Origin of the sequence: Chryseobacterium sp. BIGb0232, assembly GCF_024810195.1 — a bacterium.
In the GTDB taxonomy this organism is placed as follows: domain Bacteria; phylum Bacteroidota; class Bacteroidia; order Flavobacteriales; family Weeksellaceae; genus Chryseobacterium; species Chryseobacterium pennae.
Map to the genome: position 1 here is coordinate 246743 of NZ_JANUEH010000002.1, position 19742 is coordinate 266484.

General features: G+C 35.3%; 22 protein-coding genes. 12 read left to right on the plus strand and 10 right to left on the minus strand.

Features of this window, described 5'->3' with window-relative positions; translation table 11 throughout:
* Positions 1-61 precede the first annotated feature (61 nt).
* A complete protein-coding gene (locus M2372_RS07240) occupies positions 62-535 on the plus strand; it encodes a DUF962 domain-containing protein (RefSeq protein WP_123319722.1) in 474 nt (157 codons plus the stop codon).
* A 28-nt stretch (positions 536-563) separates the two neighbouring features.
* On the opposite strand, the gene M2372_RS07245 is transcribed toward M2372_RS07240, so the two are convergent.
* The 6 genes from M2372_RS07245 to dnaA all read right to left on the minus strand — a co-directional run bounded on the left by M2372_RS07245 (position 564) and on the right by dnaA (position 5112).
* Positions 564-1589: a DUF2931 family protein gene (locus tag M2372_RS07245; protein ID WP_123319723.1), complete on the minus strand. Its 1026-nt coding sequence runs from the start codon at positions 1587-1589 to the stop codon at positions 564-566.
* Between the two features lie 3 nt (positions 1590-1592).
* On the minus strand, positions 1593-1877 hold the full coding sequence (locus tag M2372_RS07250; protein ID WP_123319724.1) for a hypothetical protein: 285 nt from the start codon (positions 1875-1877) through the stop codon (positions 1593-1595).
* Positions 1878-1883: 6 nt separating this feature from the next.
* Positions 1884-2582 carry an SAM-dependent methyltransferase gene (locus M2372_RS07255; RefSeq protein ID WP_115971100.1) on the minus strand — a complete coding sequence of 233 codons (699 nt, stop codon included), beginning with the start codon at positions 2580-2582 and terminating at the stop codon, positions 1884-1886.
* Between the two features lie 4 nt (positions 2583-2586).
* The gene (locus M2372_RS07260; protein ID WP_123319725.1) at positions 2587-3087 is read right to left on the minus strand and encodes a nuclear transport factor 2 family protein; all 501 of its coding nucleotides are present in this window, start codon (positions 3085-3087) and stop codon (positions 2587-2589) included.
* 2 nt (positions 3088-3089) lie between these two features.
* The gene (locus tag M2372_RS07265; protein ID WP_123319726.1) at positions 3090-3542 is read right to left on the minus strand and encodes a low molecular weight protein-tyrosine-phosphatase; all 453 of its coding nucleotides are present in this window, start codon (positions 3540-3542) and stop codon (positions 3090-3092) included.
* A gap of 115 nt (positions 3543-3657) precedes the next feature.
* Positions 3658-5112, minus strand: a complete 1455-nt coding sequence (gene dnaA, locus M2372_RS07270; protein WP_045495212.1) for a chromosomal replication initiator protein DnaA — start codon at positions 5110-5112, stop codon at positions 3658-3660.
* Between the two features lie 136 nt (positions 5113-5248).
* On the opposite strand from dnaA, the gene M2372_RS07275 reads away from it, so the two are divergent.
* The 5 genes from M2372_RS07275 to M2372_RS07295 all read left to right on the plus strand — a co-directional run bounded on the left by M2372_RS07275 (position 5249) and on the right by M2372_RS07295 (position 10587).
* A complete protein-coding gene (locus tag M2372_RS07275) occupies positions 5249-5677 on the plus strand; it encodes a thioesterase family protein (protein WP_115971097.1) in 429 nt (142 codons plus the stop codon).
* A 140-nt stretch (positions 5678-5817) separates the two neighbouring features.
* A complete protein-coding gene (pheA, locus tag M2372_RS07280) occupies positions 5818-6666 on the plus strand; it encodes a prephenate dehydratase (protein WP_123319727.1) in 849 nt (282 codons plus the stop codon).
* A gap of 353 nt (positions 6667-7019) precedes the next feature.
* Positions 7020-7727, plus strand: coding sequence for a hypothetical protein (locus tag M2372_RS07285; RefSeq protein ID WP_123319728.1), 708 nt, complete (start codon positions 7020-7022; stop codon positions 7725-7727).
* A gap of 107 nt (positions 7728-7834) precedes the next feature.
* A complete protein-coding gene (locus M2372_RS07290; protein WP_123319729.1) occupies positions 7835-10057 on the plus strand; it encodes a DUF2339 domain-containing protein in 2223 nt (740 codons plus the stop codon).
* A 113-nt stretch (positions 10058-10170) separates the two neighbouring features.
* The gene (locus tag M2372_RS07295) at positions 10171-10587 is read left to right on the plus strand and encodes a hypothetical protein (protein WP_115971093.1); all 417 of its coding nucleotides are present in this window, start codon (positions 10171-10173) and stop codon (positions 10585-10587) included.
* Between the two features lie 48 nt (positions 10588-10635).
* Here the strand turns inward: M2372_RS07295 and M2372_RS07300 are convergent, their stop codons facing one another.
* On the minus strand, positions 10636-11913 hold the full coding sequence (locus tag M2372_RS07300) for a replication-associated recombination protein A (protein ID WP_115971092.1): 1278 nt from the start codon (positions 11911-11913) through the stop codon (positions 10636-10638).
* Positions 11914-12014: 101 nt separating this feature from the next.
* Between M2372_RS07300 and yidD the strand changes: the two genes are divergently transcribed.
* Together yidD and lgt are read left to right on the plus strand one after the other, a co-directional pair.
* Positions 12015-12266 (plus strand): membrane protein insertion efficiency factor YidD, encoded by a 252-nt coding sequence (gene yidD / locus M2372_RS07305; RefSeq protein WP_185018822.1) that lies wholly within the window; start codon positions 12015-12017, stop codon positions 12264-12266.
* A 421-nt stretch (positions 12267-12687) separates the two neighbouring features.
* Complete coding sequence (gene lgt, locus M2372_RS07310; RefSeq protein ID WP_185018854.1) at positions 12688-13560, plus strand: prolipoprotein diacylglyceryl transferase; 873 nt, start codon at positions 12688-12690, stop codon at positions 13558-13560.
* 107 nt (positions 13561-13667) lie between these two features.
* On the opposite strand, the gene M2372_RS07315 is transcribed toward lgt, so the two are convergent.
* Complete coding sequence (locus tag M2372_RS07315) at positions 13668-15185, minus strand: NAD(P)H-hydrate dehydratase (protein ID WP_123319730.1); 1518 nt, start codon at positions 15183-15185, stop codon at positions 13668-13670.
* 244 nt (positions 15186-15429) lie between these two features.
* Between M2372_RS07315 and mscL the strand changes: the two genes are divergently transcribed.
* The gene (mscL, locus tag M2372_RS07320; protein ID WP_115971090.1) at positions 15430-15810 is read left to right on the plus strand and encodes a large conductance mechanosensitive channel protein MscL; all 381 of its coding nucleotides are present in this window, start codon (positions 15430-15432) and stop codon (positions 15808-15810) included.
* A 74-nt stretch (positions 15811-15884) separates the two neighbouring features.
* On the opposite strand, the gene M2372_RS07325 is transcribed toward mscL, so the two are convergent.
* On the minus strand, positions 15885-16844 hold the full coding sequence (locus tag M2372_RS07325) for a D-2-hydroxyacid dehydrogenase (protein ID WP_115971089.1): 960 nt from the start codon (positions 16842-16844) through the stop codon (positions 15885-15887).
* A gap of 85 nt (positions 16845-16929) precedes the next feature.
* A complete protein-coding gene (locus M2372_RS07330; protein WP_123319731.1) occupies positions 16930-17340 on the minus strand; it encodes a phosphoheptose isomerase in 411 nt (136 codons plus the stop codon).
* A gap of 316 nt (positions 17341-17656) precedes the next feature.
* On the opposite strand from M2372_RS07330, the gene idi reads away from it, so the two are divergent.
* The 3 genes from idi to gcvT are packed head-to-tail and all read left to right on the plus strand — an operon-like array spanning position 17657 to position 19725.
* Complete coding sequence (gene idi / locus M2372_RS07335; RefSeq protein ID WP_123319732.1) at positions 17657-18166, plus strand: isopentenyl-diphosphate Delta-isomerase; 510 nt, start codon at positions 17657-17659, stop codon at positions 18164-18166.
* Between the two features lie 2 nt (positions 18167-18168).
* On the plus strand, positions 18169-18639 hold the full coding sequence (locus M2372_RS07340) for a hypothetical protein (RefSeq protein WP_123319733.1): 471 nt from the start codon (positions 18169-18171) through the stop codon (positions 18637-18639).
* Positions 18640-18648: 9 nt separating this feature from the next.
* The gene (gcvT, locus tag M2372_RS07345; protein ID WP_123319734.1) at positions 18649-19725 is read left to right on the plus strand and encodes a glycine cleavage system aminomethyltransferase GcvT; all 1077 of its coding nucleotides are present in this window, start codon (positions 18649-18651) and stop codon (positions 19723-19725) included.
* Positions 19726-19742 lie beyond the last annotated feature (17 nt).

Here is a 19742-nt window from a genome sequence, read left to right on the forward strand (position 1 = left end):
AGCAATCTTACCACTGATTACAAAATTTTATTATTTTAGCATTAATCCAATTCCTGTCAGTATGAGAAAGGTTGATTTATTATTTGCAGAATATAGTAAAAGCCATAGAAATGCGACTAACAAGTTCATTCATTGGTTTTGTGTACCTCTTATTTTTTGTTCTATTCTTGGATTTATTTCCTTAATTCCTTCCTCTCATTTCTGCATTTCCTATTTTGGATGCATCAGTATTGTAAGTTTGGTGGCTGTTGCCCTGATAAGTTTATATTATGTAAGGCTTTCTTTATTAATCGGAATCACCATGATTTTGATGATGCTTTTGGCAGAACATTGTATTTACCTTACCAATATTACCCTCGGCAAACAATCCTGGATTCTTTACTTCGGTGTTTTTATCATTACATGGATTTTCCAGTTTATCGGACACAAGATTGAAGGTAAAAAGCCTTCTTTTCTTAAAGACATCCAGTTTCTGCTGATAGGGCCGATATGGCTTTTAAGTTTTATTCTTAAAAAGACGGGAATCAGGTATTAATGCTAAGAACATCTTTCGGATGTTTTTATTATACCGTACATTTTCTAGAAATAATCTTGATAGGAATATTGGGGTCAATATTCTTTAGCTTAATCGTTTTCCCAGCTTTAGATATTTCAGCTTTTGGAAAAGTATTTTTAAATATTTTAAAAGTTATGATAGCGGGTTCATTACTCTTTATCTTATTGAGTTCTTTAAAAGCATCTAAGATTTGCTGACCGTCGAAAGCATAATAGCTGTGATAATGCCATTCATTTTCCCATTGAACAACAGCATCTTTCGGAATATTTCTTAATAGAGCATCTTCAAGAGTTTTATTATCCGTTCTGATTGATTTCCATTCAAAAGTATTGGCTGAAGTTTCTAAAATGTTCTCAGAACCTTCAATTTCAACTTTCATTTTCCATACATATTTTTGAATAATAAGATCTGAATAATCAGATACCTTCTTCAGCAAAGAAAAATCATAATTTTCTAAACGCTCTCCATAGACCAACATTTTTAATGTTCCCTGGATTTCTTTTGCCTGGAAATTGTGTATTAATTTTGATCCGAAATTTTCAGATTCCGGTTGTTCAATCTTCAGAGAAATCTTACCGCCCTGTTGAATCTCTATCTTCAAATCTGTTGCAAAATCTTTATTTTTTAAAGAATTATGCATTTTCTCTAGGGGAAGCCTAGTATTTAACTGATAGAATTTACTCTCTTCAACAGAAAAATATTTAATATATAAAGAATCTGGTAAGAGTTCATTTTGTGTCCAAAAATAAGCAGAATCTGATCCTTTTTGGGAAAAAATTGATTTAGGAGAGTAATGGTCTAATCTGGTTAAGGTCTGATTAGAGCTATTGATGAAAATAGCATCCAGAATCTTCAGCATTCCTGATTGTTCATCCACCGAATTTGGCTTCATACTGATAATTTTTGCCGACCAGTTGAATTTATCAGGTTCCTGTTCCTTCTTGGGAAGTAAGGTAACTCCATAGAGAATAAGCATTCCAATAAAAATGCCTGCCAACCCAAAATTAAGATAATCTATAGCCGTTTTTTTCATACTTTAATTTTGATATGCCTTTCCTAAAGCCCCTAAATAAGACAATGCTACAAATGCCAGAAGAGACATTATTACAGTAAAAAAAGTAAAATACCTGAATGATTTTTTATATCTGGACTCTCCGGTAAACCAATTAAGAATGATAGAGATGGTGGGAATACAAAAACAAACAAAAGCAAGATATAAACCTTGTCCCATCTCAAAATCCAGATAATCCAGGTATTTGATAAGCAATACCTGAATACCAAATAATAGAAAAACAGTAAGAAATGGGTTATTCTTCATCATTTTTTTTTATTTTCCAAGTACAAATACAGCAGGAACTTTATGAAGTTCAGGTTTTTGTTTCTGCCAATCCTTTATTGTTTTAGTGCTGATAAATTCATGCTCCGGATCATTAATATTGGCAGCAATACACAACTTGGTATTAGGTGATAAGAATTTTGTAAGATCTTCAATAAGCTGGTTATTTCTGTAAGGAGTTTCCATAAAGATCTGAGAATAACCAGTTTTCTGAACCAGGCTTTCCAACTGTTGGATTTGTTTCTTCTTTTCTCCTTTATCAATAGGAAGATATCCGTTAAACGTAAATTCCTGTCCATTAAAACCACTGGAAATTAAAGCCAGAATAATGGATGAAGGTCCTGAAATAGGGATTACTCTGATATTCTTTTCATGGCACCATTTTACCATCAGGTTTCCAGGATCTGCAATACATGGTAATCCTGCTTCTGAAAGCAATCCAAAATCCTGCCCTTTCAGCATAAGCTGCTGGGCTTCTTTAATATCTGCATTTTCTGTATACTTATCCAATAAAAACAGCTTCAAATCTGCCTGTTTCTTTTCAGGAGCAAAGAATTTAACGACCTTTCTGGCCGTTTTCTCATTTTCCACGAAGAAGTAATCGGTTTGCATGATATATTCCTTAATAACAGGTGCAAAATGAGTGATTGAAGTATTTTCTGATAAGTAAGCAGGGAGTAAAAAAAGCATTGTTTTATTTTTTAGTTCTTTCGTTTAATGATGGTTGTGGGAAGTATTTCGCAAGGTCCATAGAAAAGGTTACAGAGGTTATTTTCCAGATTCCGTTGATTTTCATCAGCGTCCAGATTTCTTTTCCCCAGTTTTCCATTTTTCCGTCATACCAAAAACTGTAATCGAAATTGGCAGAAGCTACTCCTCCATCCTCAACGATTTTAATATTGTCAAATTTTTCTTCAGATTTATCATCTTTAAAGCCTTTGATGAAAGCTTTATAATCATCGGCAAAATAATATTCTGCCTTGGGATTTTTCTCCAGACGTTTAGCCTGTGTTCTGTCTTTATAAATTCCTGTCCAGAGCACTGGTTCCTGGAATAGAGACAGATATTTGGGTTCATTTCTTGTTTTAATACTTTCCATAAAGTCATTCATTACTTTAAGGATTTCTGTTTCATCTTTGGTCTGAGCAAAAGAGAAATTAAAGCTTACGATGAGTAGTAATAGCAGTTTTTTCATGGTTATGTTATTAGGATTTGCTTTCTGATAGCATCACATCCCTTTTCCAAAAGCTGGAAAACATTTTCAAAATCTTTCAAATCTCCCCAATACGGATCCGGAACCTCAGCATTTTCGCGATCTCCCAATACCTCCAGAAACAATGATATTTTCTGGCGTTCTTCTTTATTTTCAGCTTTGGAAACAACATCTTCAAACACATCTATATCCATACAGTAAATCTTATCAAAAGTTTCATAATCTGCTCTTGTGATAGGTCTGGATCTTTGTCTGGAAATATCAACACTATGATTAGCAGCCGTTTTAATGGCTCTTTTATCCGGATGTTCACCTTCATGCATAGCAATCGTTCCGGCAGAATCTACCACAAAGCTTTCCGGCACTTTTGTTTTCATAATTCCCTCAGCCAAAGGGCTTCTGCAAATATTTCCGAGGCAAACCATCAGGATTTTCATAGTCTGATATTTAATAAATTAAATAGCAATCAAAATGTATTGCTGTAACAAAACTAAATAAAAAATGAAGAATAAAACTATTCTTCATTTTTAAATATTTTAGATTAAGATCATCTTACTGCTTAATTCTTTCGGTAAGATCCTTAACGTATTTCTTAATTTCTTTATCAATTTTCGAAACGTCCTTGATAGTATCACATGCATACATTACTGTAGAGTGGTCTTTTCCGCCCATTTCTTCTCCAATTTTAGTGAATGTGGAGTTGGTAAACTCTTTTGAGAAATACATGGCCAATTGTCTTGGTAATGCGATTTCTCTTTTTCTTGTTTTGGATAGAAGCTGCTCTTTTTTGATTCCAAAATAGTCGCATACCACTTCCTGAATATAAGGAATATTGATCACCTTCTTTTGGTTGGCTGCAATTCTGTTGATGGTTTCCTTTAATAATTCAAGACTTAGATCTCTCTTATATACTGTAGAATATGCAATTACCGAGTTGATAACCCCAATTAATTCTCTTACGTTTGTTTTCGTTTCAACAGCAAGGAAATCCAGCATATCTCCAGGAAGAACGATTCCGTCTCTGCTTAGCTTATCTTCAATGATCTGTCTTCTTGTAGATAAATCCGGAGATTTGATCTCTGCAGAAAGTCCCCATTTGAAACGGGAAACAATCCTGTCCTGAATATCCATAATATCTGCCGGCGCTTTATCTGAAGTAAGGATAATCTGCTTTCCATTTTGATGCAGGTGATCGAAAATGTGGAAGAAGCTGTCCTGTGTTGCTGATTTTCCTGATAAGAACTGAATATCATCAATAATCAGTACATCTACCATTTGATAGAAGTTTGCAAATTCTGTTTGCTTATGTGCTTTAGCAGCTGAAATAAACTGCTGGATGAATTTTTCTGAAGATAAATAAAGAACGACCTTGTCTGGAAACTGATTCTTTACTTCAAGACCAACAGCCTGACCTAAGTGGGTTTTTCCTACTCCGTATCCTCCGTATAAGAATAATGGGTTGAATGCTGTAGCTCCAGGTCTTTTAGCAATAGATCTTGCTACGGTAGCTGCAAATTTATTACTTTCTCCTTCTACATAACTATCAAAAGAATAGTCTGGTTTCAGATTAGAATCAATATTTACTTTTCTAATTCCAGGGACCACAAAAGGGTTTACAATATTAGCTGAGAATCCTTGTGGCATTGTTTCCTGTGTTTTTGGAGTAGGAACACTTTGTCCCTTCATGTTCATGGTAACCGGTTTTTCTTCACCTTTTGGTCTGTTTTCCATTACAGAATACCATAACTTCACTCCTTTTCCTACATTTTTCTTCAGGGCAGCAGAAAGTAAGGACAGGTAATTGTCCTCGATATATTCCTTGTAAAAATCGCTCGGTACGATAAGTGTAAGGTTATTAGACACTAATGAAAGTGGCTGTACCTTATCAAATAACATATCGAAAGATTTCTCAAGTTTTTTCAGGTCAGAATTATCTTCAGCTGCGTTCAGGTTATCGCGCATAAACTGAAGGCATTTCTGCCATATCATCATTAAATTGTCATCCATTTTTATGCCCTGATTATTCTTTTGTTTGTACTGTTTTTAGAAGGGAGACAAAGGTCCAATATTTTCTTTTTAAAAAAAAATATTGCAGGTATTGATTATTTAAAAATATATTTGTATGTATAATTTAAGACCTAAAATGATACACACAACTCATTCAATTAGAGTACGTTACGCAGAAACAGACCCTATGAAATATGTATACTATGGTAACTACGCCCAGTACTTTGAAGTAGGCCGGGTTGAACTCTTCAGAAGTATAGGAATTTCATACGATGAAATTGAAAACCAAGGAATTTGGCTGCCTGTTTCAGACTACAAAATTAAGTATATTCGCCCAGCTTTGTATGATCAAAAATTAGAAATTCATACTTATGTAAAAAAAATTCCCGGAGTAAGAATTGAATTTGAATATGAAATTTACAATGAAGAGCATATTAAAATTACCGAGGCCTCCACTACCCTTTTCTTTTTAGATGCCCAAACCAATAAAGTTATCAAATGTCCGGATTTCCTGATGAAGATGATTGAAGGCAATTGGAAAGAGACCACAGAGGACACCTTATAAAGATTGAAAACAGGAGACAAGACACCTACAGTCAACCAACTTTAAACTTTAAACTTTAAACCCTGAACTCTCCCGCTGAACTTTGAACTATAATTCGCACCTTTGTCTTTTGATAACAACAACACCTTATATATTTACTTATGAAGATTGCATTTTTGGGGCCTCATGCCAGCTTTACTCAGCTTGCCACCGCACAGCTTTTTCCTGATGATGAGCTTTTACCACAAGCCAGCATTCTGGACTGTTTTAGTGCAGTGGAAAGCGGAAACACACTCAAAGCTGTTGTTCCTTTGGAGAATTCCATAGAAGGCACCGTATCAATGACGCTGGATTATTTGTATAAGACACCGTCTATTAAAATTGAAGCGGAAGCTGTAATGCCTATCGCTCACCACCTGATGATTCATCCTGAAAATTCTATTGAGGAGATAGAAAGGATTTATTCTCATCCACAGGCATTGGCTCAGAGCTTCCATTCTTTGGATACACATTACAAAGGCATTCCCAAACAGGATTTTTCTTCTACCGCCGCTGCTGCCAAATATGTATCGGAAAATAAAGAACTGAAGATTGCAGCAGTAGCCAATCAGTTTGCAGCTAATTTATATGGTTTAAAGATCATCAACCGTAATATTCAGGATTTTGAACAGAACTATACCCGATTTATTATTATCTCAAAGCAACAAAACAGATATGATAACAGTCAACTCGAAACATTGGGTGAGAAATCAGGAATGCTGATCACCCTACCTGAAGATCATCCCGGAGGCCTACATCAGGTGCTGTCTGTTTTTGCATGGCGAAAAATGAACCTCAGCAAAATTGAATCCAGAACATTAAAAACAGGATTGGGGAATTATTTCTTCTTCATTAATGTAGAAGGCTCATGGAAGGATGTACTACACGGAAATGCCCTAAAAGAACTTGAATCCATCAACGCTGATGTGGATTTTCTTGGAAATTATAAAGAATTCCTTTTGGAAAGTTAAAAATAAGCTAACATATACCTAATAAAAAAACACTGTTAAAGTAACAGTGTTTTTTTTATATCGTAACAACCAAAAAAATAATGTGATTTATTAATAAATGCCTGACCAGCCTCGTATAACTCAAAAAAACAACCCACACAACAGGGATAATTTATTTTTTCAAAACCCTCACAAACACCCACTTAAATAAATAAAATAAAAATAACCCGTAATTAAAATATGTAACAATATATTCTAAAATACAAACATACGTTTAAATATATTACATCATATTTATATTAAATATGAAAATTCCACAATATAAAATGTATATTTATTGTATCTTTGTTTGCAACTAAGTAAAAATCTTGATCATGAAAACTAAACTTTACAGCCTAATACTGGCATGTGCAGCACTGCCATTATTTTCACAAGTAGGAATTAATACCTCAGCCCCAACGGCAACATTAGATGTTAATGGAAATATGAGAGTTCGAAATACACCAACCGCTACTACAGTACCCGGATACCAGCTTTTAGTTCAGGATAATTCAAGCACAGAAGTATTTGCAATGGATCCACAATTGCTAATAGGGGCTGCTAATGTAAATTCAGGCATGTTTTCTGCTAAAAAAACAACAGGAATAAGTCTTGTAAATGTTTCGCTATTTCCTGCAACCTTCAAACCTGTCAATTTCCTTGCAGCAGAAAGAACAATAGGATCTGCAAGTATGTTTTCTGATTCGGACAGTTCATTTATCATTCCATCTACAGGAGTTTATATGTTAGGATATACTTTCAGATACGGAACAGGATTACAGGCAGACCTTCTGGTAAATGGTTACGGTATTGGAATAGCAAGAACGAGAAGTGGAGTGGGTACAATTATTGACACCCGAGCGTTTTCAGGTCTTGATTTACTTGTAGCTAAGTTAACACTATCTGAAGCCAGTATCAATTCACTATACTCCTTTCAGGCCGGAGACAAAGTAAGTTTTGGTCTCACAGGAAGCAACGTTTTATCACTATCGATTGCGGGTTCCAGTGTTTCTTCATTCTATATCTATAAAGTCTCTAATTAATAAGAACATATTGTTAGTTATCTATACCGTTAGCCCATCGCTTCTATTGCGATGGGTTAATTTTTAATACCATTTCAAAAATCTTTATATTTGATAAAAACTATATAATGAATGAGTATATTGCGGTTATCCTTATTGTAGTTATTGCCATTATTTTCAACAATCTGAGTAACAAGATCCGGAAACTTGAAAAAGAGGTATCAGACCTTAGTTCCAAAATCAATAAAAAAATACTACAACCTGAGACCAGTCAGGGGATTTCCCATACCGAAGACACCATTATTGAATCACAAATACCAGTCGAATCTCACAGAGAAGCTGTCATTCCTGATGAAAACACAGAACAACCTCCGGTAATTCAAAAAGATTGGTTACATCCTATATTTGAATTTTTAAAGCAGAATATTCTTACCGTTATTGGTATTTTCACCCTCGTTCTCGGAATTGGTTATTTTGTAAAATATGCCATTGATAAAAACTGGATCGGAGAAACCGCAAGAGCAGGAATTGGCCTTTGCATCGGAGGCGGAATCATAGTTCTAGGGCATTTCCTTAGAAAAAACTACAAAACATTTGCCTCTATTATTACCGGAGGCGGAATTGCCGTCCTATATTTTACAACCACTATCGCCTTTCGGGAATATCATCTTTTCAGTCAGAATATGGCCTTTATCATCACTTCGGTGATTACCGCCGTTTCTATCATTCTATCCTACTATTACAGAAGTGAGGTTCTGATCATCTTTTCATTAATAGGCGGTTTTGCCGCTCCTCTCATGATCAGCACAGGAGAAAGCAATTATCTGTTTCTCTTCACCTACCTCAGTTTATTAAACCTTGGAATGCTTGCAGCCGCTTTTCTTCAGCACTGGAAAAGTGTGGGATGGACAGCTTATATTTTCACCAGCCTCTATCTTTTTTACTGGACTGCTGATTTGCCTCAACTGTTAAGCATTACTTTCTACCTCATCAGTTATATTATTTTTTACATTTTTGCCCTTCACAATTACTTCAGGAAAAGTGAACTTTCTGTTCCTGATATTTTAATGCTTGCTCTGGTTAACGGCTCAAGCATTATAGGACTAACATATATTTTCAATGAATTACAATACGAACCTGTCATCATCTTCCCACTCATTTTTGCTGTGGTAAATGCAATCCTTTTCTTAAGAGAATATGGAAGAAGGAATTTCGGGACATCTTTTTCTGTTTTTGCCGGGATAACAATCAGCCTCATTACAATAGCAGTTGCTTTACAGTTTAAAGCACATCTTATCACAAGTGTCTGGGCTATAGAAGCTACTTTACTCCTATTCATATGGAAAAAAACCGGTCATACAATATTTAAAACATGTTTTCATGTCCTTTTCCCAATGGTTATTTTTGCACAGATTATTACGTGGTGTGAATATTTCAATACAGACAATCTTGCCATTATATTCAATCCTGTATTTTTAACCAGCCTGGTGACCATCGTTTCAACTGGTATCAATTTATATTTACTGAAAAACAACCGGAAAGAAACAGAAGCCAATACCTTTTTTGAAGACCTTATTACAATAGCAAGTTATGGAGTTATTTATACTGCATTCCTTCTGGAAATTATTTATCATATCAATCACATGTCTTTGGCGGTAATAAGCAGTGTAGGATTACTATACAGTATCTGTTATATTTTCATCCTATTAGTTTTCAGAAATAAACTTAATATTCCCAATGATTTTCAGACCGCACTGATCTATCTGTTCTTTTTCCTTATTATAATTAACCTTTCTGCTTCCACCTCATCAGTTGTGACGGATATCCTTTCAAAAGAACTTCAGAGTGGATTTTATTTATGGCATCTGCTTCAATGGATACCTTTTATATATGTATGCTTAAAAATTGTTCCCGCTACAGGATTCCATCAATCGAAAATATCATATTGGTTTATTGCCCTCACACTCATTATTTCGGTTAGCTATGAGCTTCATCATCTATATGTATTGACAGTCTCTAAGGATATTGCCGATTCATATGCTGTAAAAAATCATTTTAACATTCTTTATCTTCCAATCATCTGGACGATACTTGCCAGTATTTTTATTTATATGGGATTAAAAAGAAATATTCAGGAATATAATAAGATCGGTTTTACTCTTATTGGTATAATGGTATTGAAGCTATACGCCTATGATGTATGGCAAATGGATAATATTTCAAGAATCAGCGCGTTTATTGCTCTTGGGATTATTCTGCTGTTAAGTTCCTTTACTTTTCAGCGCTTTAAGAATATCATCAAAAATATGGTCGATACAAAAGAAAAAAAAGAAGAAAATCAGGATTTATAATTAGATTAAAAGTTTTTATTTCTAAATAAAATTTAAAACATTTCAATATTTAATTCACATTTTGTAAAAAATAACTATATTTATCACGTTTTTAACAGTTACATATTCTGATTATGAAAAAATTACTCTACTCTTTTTTAATACTGTCATCTGCAACATTGTTTGCACAGCAAAAGCTCGCTATTGCTGATAATATGATTGGAACAGAAGCCCTGTTCAACTCGAAAGGCACTAGTATGCAGGTTGTAAAAGTCTACAATAGCGGATCTGAACTTCCTGCCAACCTGAAAAAATTCAGTTCTGTTTTCACCAACGGAGTTACTGAGTATAAATCTCTGGATGGCGTAAAATTAAGTAAGATAACATTAGCATCTCTCAATAAACAAAAAGACCTTCCTGCCAATAATCCTGTTTTTATTGATGATTTCAAATTTACCGATTCATCAACTATGATAAGCACGGAGGTTCCTGCAACATCTAAAATAAAAGAGTACAACGGGAAACCAACTCTATATATTCATACGAAATAATTTTTCACCATAAAAAAAGGATAGACTAAAAGTTCTATCCTTTTTTATTTAATATTTCTTTCCCCACTTTTTCTTCAGTTCTTCATAGATTTTCTTTTCCGTTGAATTATTTCCGGGTTCATACAGTTTCACATCCCTGATTTCCTGAGGAAGGAAGTCCTGTTCTACAAAATTCCCTTCATAGGAATGAGCATATTTATATTCTTTTCCATAATCCAGATCTTTCATCAGTTTGGTAGGAGCATTTCTTAAATGAAGTGGTACAGGAAGATTACCGGTTTGTTTTACCAACGCTAACGCCTCATTAATTGCCATATACGCAGAGTTACTCTTTGGAGAAACAGCCAGATATACAGCTGTCTCGCTTAAAATAATTCTCGCTTCAGGATTTCCAATCACATTGATAGCCTGAAAACAGTTATTGGCAATAACCAGCGCATTAGGATTTGCCAACCCGATATCTTCTGCCGCCAGAATAAGCATTCTTCTTGCTATAAACTTAATATCTTCTCCTCCGGCAATCATTCTCGCCAACCAATAAACAGCTCCGTTAGGATCTCCTCCACGCATGGATTTGATAAAGGCAGAGATAATATCATAATGCTGCTCACCATTCTTATCATACAATGCCATGGTTTCCTGAAGAACTTCCAGCACATCTGAATTGATAATCTCTTTGGTCTCTGTATTTTTATACTGATTCAGAACCAGCTCTACAGAATTGATCAGCTTTCGGGCATCACCTCCTGAATATTGTATCAGTGCCTCTTTTTCAAGAATTTTAAAGTCTGAGCGTTCATCTTTATTGTATCTTTCAGAAGCGATATCGATAAGTTCTTCAAGCTTTTCATAACTTAGAGCTTTCAGGATATACACCTGACTTCTTGATAATAAAGCAGAGACCACTTCAAAGCTCGGATTTTCTGTAGTAGCTCCTATTAAAACGATCCAGCCTTTTTCTACTGCATGCAACAGGGAATCCTGCTGGGACTTATTAAAACGGTGAATCTCATCAATAAACAAAATAGGTGATTTTCCGGAAAATAAATTCTGCTTTTTAGCATCATCAATTACATCACGAACATCTTTTACTCCCGAAGACACCGCTGAAAGTTTATAAAATTTTCTCCCGGAACTCTCAGAAATAATCTCAGCCAGTGTAGTCTTGCCTGTTCCCGGAGGGCCCCAAAGTATCAGGGAATTCAGGGAATTATTTTCGATCATTTTTCTGATCGTTCCTTTCTCGCCGGTAAGATGTTCCTGCCCCAGCACCTCATCCAGGGTTTTAGGTCTTAATTTCTCAGCTAATGGAATATTTTGATTCAAAGTATTTTATTTTTTAAGATCAATATTTCAGATTTCTACGCTCTGAAACTTCTAACAAAATTAAACTAATTTTCATTTTTTTACCCTATTTTTGCATTGTTTTGAAACTTACATTCAATAAAATCATTACATTTCCTTTGGTAATTTTGATCAAATTTTACCAGTGGTTCATCTCGCCCCTACTTCCTAAAAATTGCCGTTACGAACCTACCTGCTCTCATTATATGGTAGAATCCTTGCAGGTTCATGGTGTATTTAAGGGGTTCTGGATGGGGTTCAGGCGAATTTTAAGATGCCACCCATGGGGAGGAAGCGGCTACGACCCTGTTCCCCCTAAGCATAAACATCAATAAAACAAACTATTAAATCAATAGAAAAATGAGTAATATTTTTTTCAGAATTTACCTTGTCATATTTGCATTGGTTACCCAGTGCCTTTTTGCACAGGAATACCCTGGAGGTCTATCTGACGGAGCTTTAGACATCAATGGAAATAATGTTCCTGTAAAAATCTATTCCACTACAGAACTGGGAGATCTTAGCGCTTTTCCAGACAGAGGAATCAAAGATAATGTACTGGTCATCCTTAACGAATCTAATTTTGAACCTGCGTACTACAGCTACAGTGCTTCAACACTTACAAGATTCAAAGATTCACAATATCAGTTTTTTGATAAACATTTTAAACTGATCAACACTCCTCCTTCCAAAGATAATATCACCACATTCAAATATGCGGTAAAGTCTGCAAAACCTATTTCTGATTCTGATAAAGTGGAGCTTAAAACTTCTTTTAAAATATGGGATCCGTCAAAAGGGATCAATATCGGCATATTTACCCTGCACTTTTATAGCTTAATGTTCGTGCTGGCCTTTGGTTTCGGATATATTTTAATGACAAGAATCTTTAAAATTGATAATATTAACCAGAAATATCTGGAGCCGCTTTTCACATGGACATTGATAGGAACTATTCTTGGAGCTAGGTTAGGACATGTTATCTTCTATCAGCCGGAACTGTTTAAGGAGGATTTCTGGAGTGTATTTTTACCGATCAGCACCAAAAATGGGATCAAATTCACAGGATTTTCAGGATTGGCAAGTCACGGAGCAACTATTGCACTGATTCTTACCACTCTTTATTACTCATATAAGGTTATAAGGAAAAACCCTTTCTGGGTATATGACAGATTAGGGATTGTAGTAGCTTTAGGTGGTGCATTTGTAAGAATGGGGAATTTCTTCAATTCTGAGATCGTAGGAAAACCCGCTGACCCCAATTCTCCTTTTGCATTACTTTTCCCACAACAGAGCAGTGAATATGGACTTACGGTACCGCGCTACCCAAGTCAGTTATTCGAAGCAGTAGGATATGTTGCATTATTCGTTTTATTATGGATTCTTTACAGAAAAACAAATAAAAAATATCAGCAGGGATGGCTATTTGGATTATTCTTTATCATCCTCTGGGCCATCAGATTCTTTGTAGAATTCCTAAAAGAACCACAAGGTGATGAATTCATTCAGATCGGAGGACTAAACACGGGACAGGTTCTTTCCATTCCTTTTATGCTTGCCGGAGTGATCATCATGATCGTTTCCAGGAAATTTAAAATTACGGAGGTAGAAAACGAGAAACCGGAATAAACAGAATAGCTGGTTAATCTTGGCTTAAAATATAAAAAGGCAAATTTGTTAATTACAGATTTGCCTTTTTTACGTTTACTGATTTATGTTCTTAGCCTTCCCTGCAATCATAAAATTCTCATTGTTTTTCTATTTAAATCAATAAAAACATTTCCTAACTCATCAATGACATCTGTAGGAAGCACAGACTCTTTTGAGTGTTTCTCAGCTGCAAGATCTGCGGCTTTTCCATGCAGCCAGACTCCCAGAATACAGGCATTTTTTTCCGAATACCCCTGAGCTAATAGTGAAGTTAAAATACCGGTCAGAATATCACCGCTTCCTCCTTTGGCAAGTCCCGCATTTCCGGTCAGATTATAGTAAACTTTCCCATCAGGAGTAATTACTTGTGTATGATGATCTTTTAATACAATATAAACACCAAGTTCTCCAGCTTTTTTTCTTGCCAGTTCCAATCGTTCAAAAGAGTTTTCTGTTGGACCAAATAACCTTTCGAATTCTTTGGGATGAGGAGTGATAATTGATCTTTTGGGAATTAACTGAAGGTTTTTCTCATCTTCAGAAATAATATTCAATGCATCGGCATCCAATACTAATGGAGCCTGATTATCTTTCAGAAACTTCAAAAGTCCTTTTTGAGTATCTGTATGTGTTCCCAAGCCGGGACCAATTCCTATAACTGCTCCTTTATCAATATCAAAATCTTTAATATATTGCTCCCCTCCTTCTGTAAACATAGCTTCAGGACAGGAAGTTTGCAAGACTTCATATCCACATTGAGGAGCTAATGTAAAAGTAAGTCCTGCTCCTGTTTTCAAGGCCGATTTTGTAGCCAAGACTGCTGCACCAATCTTCCCGTAGCTTCCACCAACAATTACGGCTTTACCATAACTCCCTTTATGAGCAAATTCATTTCTGGGTATAAAAAGGGATCCGGCAAAGTGATCATCAGTTGCGAAATAATTCGTTTCAGTTACTTCAGCATATTCTTTATTTAAATCAATATTCAGAACGATTACTTTTCCGGTATACTTTCCGGTTTCCGGATGAAGAAAACTTCGCTTCCAGGACTGAAAAGTAAGTGTATAATCAGTTTTCAAGATAACAGAATCACCACCAATGAGCCTGTCAGCAGACATTCCAGAGGGAACATCTATAGCTATTTTAATATGATCTTTTTTATTGATCTGATCAACAAGTTCTTTATATTCTCCTTCCAAAGGTCTGGACAATCCAGTTCCAAAGAGCGCGTCAATAATAACAGTTTCATCATCAAACTTATATTGAGTAATCTGACTGAAGGTCCGGACAGAGATTCCTGAAATATCTTCTATCCTTTTAATATTCACCGAGGCATCTTCTGGGAATTTACCCTTTGGATCTTTAACAAATACCTCTACATCAAATCCTTTCAGATAAAGTATTCTTGCTACTGCCAAACCATCACCACCATTATTACCGTTGCCACAAAGTAAAACTGTCTTTCTATGGGTTTTACAATGTTCGGATATCCAATTAGCCACCGTCATTGAAGCCCTCTCCATCAATTGAATGGAAGATATTGGCTCACGGGAAATGGTAAACCGGTCCCAGCTACGGATTTGTTCAGCAGTGAAGATCTTCATAGGTAAATCTGACTTTTAAATAAATTATAAAAGATATTTCATTATGATAAAGCCCAGATAACAAAAATACAGGGACATCATTAATGAGATAAAATATAAGGATAAAGTTACAATTTCTATTAAATCAGATACTATGAATTTAGGATAAAAGTCCGCTTTTTCAGAATAAAAAACGATAAAAAGTAGTGTTTTTTACATTTTTTAATTATATTTTTGTGTATATACTAATTAAAAAATATAAATTATGGGATTTGTTAAGGAATTTAAAGAGTTTGCCTTTAAAGGAAATGTTCTCGATCTTGCTGTCGGTGTAATCATTGGAGCAGCATTTGGTAAAATTGTTTCGTCTTTAGTGGAAGACGTTATCACTCCTCTGATCTTAAACCCTGCGCTTAAAGCAGCAGGTGCAGAAAATATCGCTAAACTTACCTGGAATGGTGTTGCGTATGGGAATTTCCTTTCTGCCGTCATTAGCTTTCTGTGTATTGCTATGGTTCTTTTCTTTATCATTAAAGGAGCTAATAAAGTTAATAAGAAAGATGCTCCGGCCCCTACAGGACCTACAGATGATCAAAAGTTATTGGCTGAAATCAGAGATTTACTGAAAAGCAAAAATAATATATAATCCGTTCCCTAGCGGTTTAAAATATAAAAGCACCTTCTTGATGAAGGTGCTTTTGTTTTATCTGATAGCTTCAATTACTGAATCTGCAGAATGCTTGAAATCTGATCTGCCAGAGAAAGCCCGATTCTATCCTGAGCCTCAAGTGTGGAAGCACCTGTGTGTGGCGTAAGGGAGATTTTAGAATGGTTAAGAATCTCTTTAGAAGGTGTCGGTTCATTAATGAAAACATCAAGGCCAGCAAATCTCACTTTACCGGAATCCAACACTTCAATTAAAGCAGCTTCATCAATAACTCCTCCTCTGGAACAGTTAACGATAGCTACTCCGTCTTTCATGATTTCAAACTCATTCTTACCAATCATATATCCGTCTTTCTGAGCCGGAACGTGAAGGGTAATAAAGTCTGAATGCTTCAACACTTCCTGTAAAGGTTCTGTTTCTATATCTACGTTGATGAACTGATTATTGTAGAATTTCACTTTAATACTTGCTCTTCCAACATTATTATCTGCTGCAACCACTCTCATCCCAAGTCCAAGAGCTATTCTTGCCACTTCCTGACCTATTCTTCCCATTCCGATGATACCGATGGTCTTTCCTCTCAATTCAATCCCTGCTGCATATGCTTTTTTAAGACCTGCAAATTCTGTATCTCCTACCAAAGGCATTTTTCTGTTGGAATCCTGAAGAAATCTCGCTCCGGAAAATAAGTGAGCAAAAACAAGCTCAGCCACAGATTCTGAAGAAGCTGCCGGTGTATTGATGACATGAATTCCTTTTTCTCTTGCATAGTCTACATCAATATTATCCATTCCTACCCCACCTCTTCCGATAATTTCGAGGGATGGGCAACCATCAATAATATCTTTCCTCACCTGTGTAGCACTTCTTACCAATAAAGTACGAACTTCGTGCTCGTTAATATAATCTACTAAAAGCTCCTGTGGAACTTTTGCAGTAATCACCTCGAATCCCTTTTCTGTTAATGCATCAATTCCAGATTGATCCAGGCCGTCATTTGCTAAAACTTTCATAAATACAGCTATGTTTTAAAAGTTGAAAGATTTAAAAATTAAAGGATACACTCCATTCAATTTTTAAATCTTCCGTTATATTATTTTATTCTTCGTCTTCTTTGAACACTTCAATGGTTACCTGCTTTTCTACCAGGTCAGTAAACCTTCCCTTGTATCTTGTAGCTCTTACCAAATGATTGTCTATCCAGTGATAATTTCCTCCTCTTGGTTTTCCACAAAGTACACTGTGGTACTTGAACCCATGCTTATCCAGCCAATCAATTGTGATTTGCTTCAGGTTTTCGGTTCTTGAGGTAAAGAAACAGATCTGATGTCCTTCGTCGTACCATTTATTAATGGTTTCCAAAGCGTCAGGATATGGTTCACAGGTAACCATTCTTTCGGGTTCCTCATTAGGAACGTCATCCGTAATGGTTCCGTCTATATCGATTAAATAATTTTTTACTCCATCCTTAAGAATAGGACTGATGTGTTCTACGTATTCTAATTCCATCACGAAAATTTGAGTAACAAAGTTACGGATTTTATAACCATTAGCTATATTAATCTTGGTTTAAGTTAAAATTTTACTATAAAAATCGTTATTTAATAAATAATATAAACATTTTATTCATGATTTAATGACTTATGGTTAAAATTTTTCTTTTTTAATTTTAGTTTAGATATTGAAATAGAGAATATTTTGGCTTTTAGTGAATCATACTTATGATTTAAAATTTTCTTTTTTATTCTCTTTTCCTATCATCCAAAAGATATAATGTTTTCCTAAAAATTTCCAAAATACATTTATTACACTTACATTTGTAGAAATGGAAGAATTTGTAGTTTTAGTAAATCCTGATGATGTGGTTTTGGGCTTGATGGAAAAACAGCAAGCTCACGTTAATGGTCTGTTACACCGTGCTTTTTCTGTATTTTTATTCAATACTAAGGGCGAAATGCTGCTTCAGAAAAGGGCGTCAGGAAAATACCATTCTCCCAATCAATGGACCAATGCAGTCTGTTCACATCCCAGAATTGGGGAAACTTACCTGGCCGGAGCTCAACGAAGATTAAAAGAAGAGTTGGGAATAGAGGCCGAACTTTCAGAAAAATTCAATTTTATTTACAAAGCAGATGTAGGCGGTGGCCTTTGGGAGCATGAACTTGATCATGTTTTTGTTGGAAACTATGAATCTGATTTTAACCTGAATAAAGAGGAAGTAGAAGAAGTAAGATTTATTTCCCCTGAAGATCTGGATAAAGAAATTTCTGAAAACCCTGAACATTTCACCGAATGGTTCAAAATCATTCTTGAAGAATATAAACACCATTTTTAACGATGAAAAAGCTCCTTCTCTTTTCTGCTATTCTATCAGGAAGTCTGTTTTTTGCTCAAAAGGCAACTACTTATGATAGTACCAACTACTCTATCAATGTTCCTGAAGGCTGGAAATCTACCAATGACAGTGATATTATCAATATTTTCCCAACCAATGAGATCGGAGCCATTACCATTTCCGAATATCATGATCTGAATCTTCCCAAAGCTGAAACGAAGAAATTCATTCTGGCCCTTTACAAATCGGAAGATGAAGAAAAAAAAGTAAAAGAAAACAGAGGTAAAAAAGGATATACAGAATATTTCTACGAATATTTTGATGAAAAAGAAAAACTTTTCTGGATTACAAGAGCCTTTCAAAAGGATAAAGACTTGTATCTGGTAACCATAAACTGTGGCCAGAAATTCTGGAACGGAAACTATATGACCCTATTTAATGAGACTTTTAACAGTTTTAAAATAAAGAAATAAAAATTAAATATGAAGAAAACAGCTTTGTACGACAAACATGTTTCATTGGGAGCTAAGATCGTACCTTTCGCAGGTTTTGAAATGCCTGTACAATATTCAGGAGTAACAGAAGAGCATTTTGCAGTAAGAGAAAAGGCAGGATTGTTTGATGTTTCCCACATGGGACAGTTTTTCATCGAAGGTCCGGGATCTAAAGATCTTTTACAATTTGTAACGACTAACAATGTGGATACTCTTGAAAACGGAAAAGCTCAGTACTCATGTCTTCCCAACGAAAACGGAGGAATTGTGGACGATCTTATCGTTTACAAAATGGAGGATGACAAATATTTTGTAGTAGTAAACGCCTCCAATATTGATAAAGACTGGAACCATATCTCAAAATACAATACTTTCGGAGCAAAAATGACCAACGCATCTGATGACATGTCGTTATTAGCAGTTCAAGGTCCTAAAGCTACTGAAATTCTTCAAAAACTTACTGACGTAACCCTTTCTGAAATTCCTTACTATAATTTTACAGTAGGAAGTGTTGCAGGAGTGAACGACGTAATCATCTCTAACACAGGATATACAGGAAGCGGAGGTTTTGAAATCTATTTCAAAAACGAAAACGCTGAACAACTTTGGGATGAAATAATGAAGGCTGGTGAAGCTGAAGGAATTGTTCCTTGCGGATTGGCTTCCAGAGATACTTTAAGACTTGAAAAAGGATTCTGTCTTTACGGAAACGACATTGATGATACTACTTCTCCCATTGAAGCAGGTTTAGGATGGATCACAAAATTTGATAAAGATTTCGTTTCTAAAGAAGTTTTTGCTAAACAGAAAGAAGAAGGTGTTACCAGAAAACTGGTAGCTTTTGAACTTACAGATAAAGGAGTTCCAAGACATGACTACCCTGTTGTAGATGCTGAAGGAAATGTTATTGGAAAAGTAACTTCAGGAACACAGTCTCCAATGAAGAAAGTAGGTTTAGGTCTTGCTTATGTAGACAAACCTCACTTCAAATTAGGTTCTGAGATCTTCATTCAGGTAAGAAACAAGAATATTCCTGCAAAAGTGGTAAAAGCTCCTTTTGTATAATTGTTCTAAAAAATAAT

Bases quoted from the DNA above. Each gene is read 5' to 3' on its own strand.
- mscL (WP_115971090.1), top strand. From the start codon at position 15,430: ATGGGATTTGTTAAGGAATTTAAAGAGTTTGCCTTTAAAGGAAATGTT.
- M2372_RS07285 (WP_123319728.1), top strand. From the start codon at position 7,020: ATGAAAACTAAACTTTACAGCCTAATACTGGCATGTGCAGCACTGCCA.
- M2372_RS07265 (WP_123319726.1), bottom strand. From the start codon at position 3,542: ATGAAAATCCTGATGGTTTGCCTCGGAAATATTTGCAGAAGCCCTTTG.
- idi (WP_123319732.1), top strand. From the start codon at position 17,657: ATGGAAGAATTTGTAGTTTTAGTAAATCCTGATGATGTGGTTTTGGGC.
- M2372_RS07240 (WP_123319722.1), top strand. From the start codon at position 62: ATGAGAAAGGTTGATTTATTATTTGCAGAATATAGTAAAAGCCATAGA.
- M2372_RS07315 (WP_123319730.1), bottom strand. From the start codon at position 15,185: ATGAAGATCTTCACTGCTGAACAAATCCGTAGCTGGGACCGGTTTACC.
- M2372_RS07290 (WP_123319729.1), top strand. From the start codon at position 7,835: ATGAATGAGTATATTGCGGTTATCCTTATTGTAGTTATTGCCATTATT.
- M2372_RS07255 (WP_115971100.1), bottom strand. From the start codon at position 2,582: ATGCTTTTTTTACTCCCTGCTTACTTATCAGAAAATACTTCAATCACT.
- pheA (WP_123319727.1), top strand. From the start codon at position 5,818: ATGAAGATTGCATTTTTGGGGCCTCATGCCAGCTTTACTCAGCTTGCC.
- M2372_RS07275 (WP_115971097.1), top strand. From the start codon at position 5,249: ATGATACACACAACTCATTCAATTAGAGTACGTTACGCAGAAACAGAC.
- dnaA (WP_045495212.1), bottom strand. From the start codon at position 5,112: ATGGATGACAATTTAATGATGATATGGCAGAAATGCCTTCAGTTTATG.
- M2372_RS07330 (WP_123319731.1), bottom strand. From the start codon at position 17,340: ATGGAATTAGAATACGTAGAACACATCAGTCCTATTCTTAAGGATGGA.
- M2372_RS07260 (WP_123319725.1), bottom strand. From the start codon at position 3,087: ATGAAAAAACTGCTATTACTACTCATCGTAAGCTTTAATTTCTCTTTT.
- M2372_RS07325 (WP_115971089.1), bottom strand. From the start codon at position 16,844: ATGAAAGTTTTAGCAAATGACGGCCTGGATCAATCTGGAATTGATGCA.
- M2372_RS07250 (WP_123319724.1), bottom strand. From the start codon at position 1,877: ATGATGAAGAATAACCCATTTCTTACTGTTTTTCTATTATTTGGTATT.
- M2372_RS07340 (WP_123319733.1), top strand. From the start codon at position 18,169: ATGAAAAAGCTCCTTCTCTTTTCTGCTATTCTATCAGGAAGTCTGTTT.
- M2372_RS07245 (WP_123319723.1), bottom strand. From the start codon at position 1,589: ATGAAAAAAACGGCTATAGATTATCTTAATTTTGGGTTGGCAGGCATT.
- gcvT (WP_123319734.1), top strand. From the start codon at position 18,649: ATGAAGAAAACAGCTTTGTACGACAAACATGTTTCATTGGGAGCTAAG.
- M2372_RS07295 (WP_115971093.1), top strand. From the start codon at position 10,171: ATGAAAAAATTACTCTACTCTTTTTTAATACTGTCATCTGCAACATTG.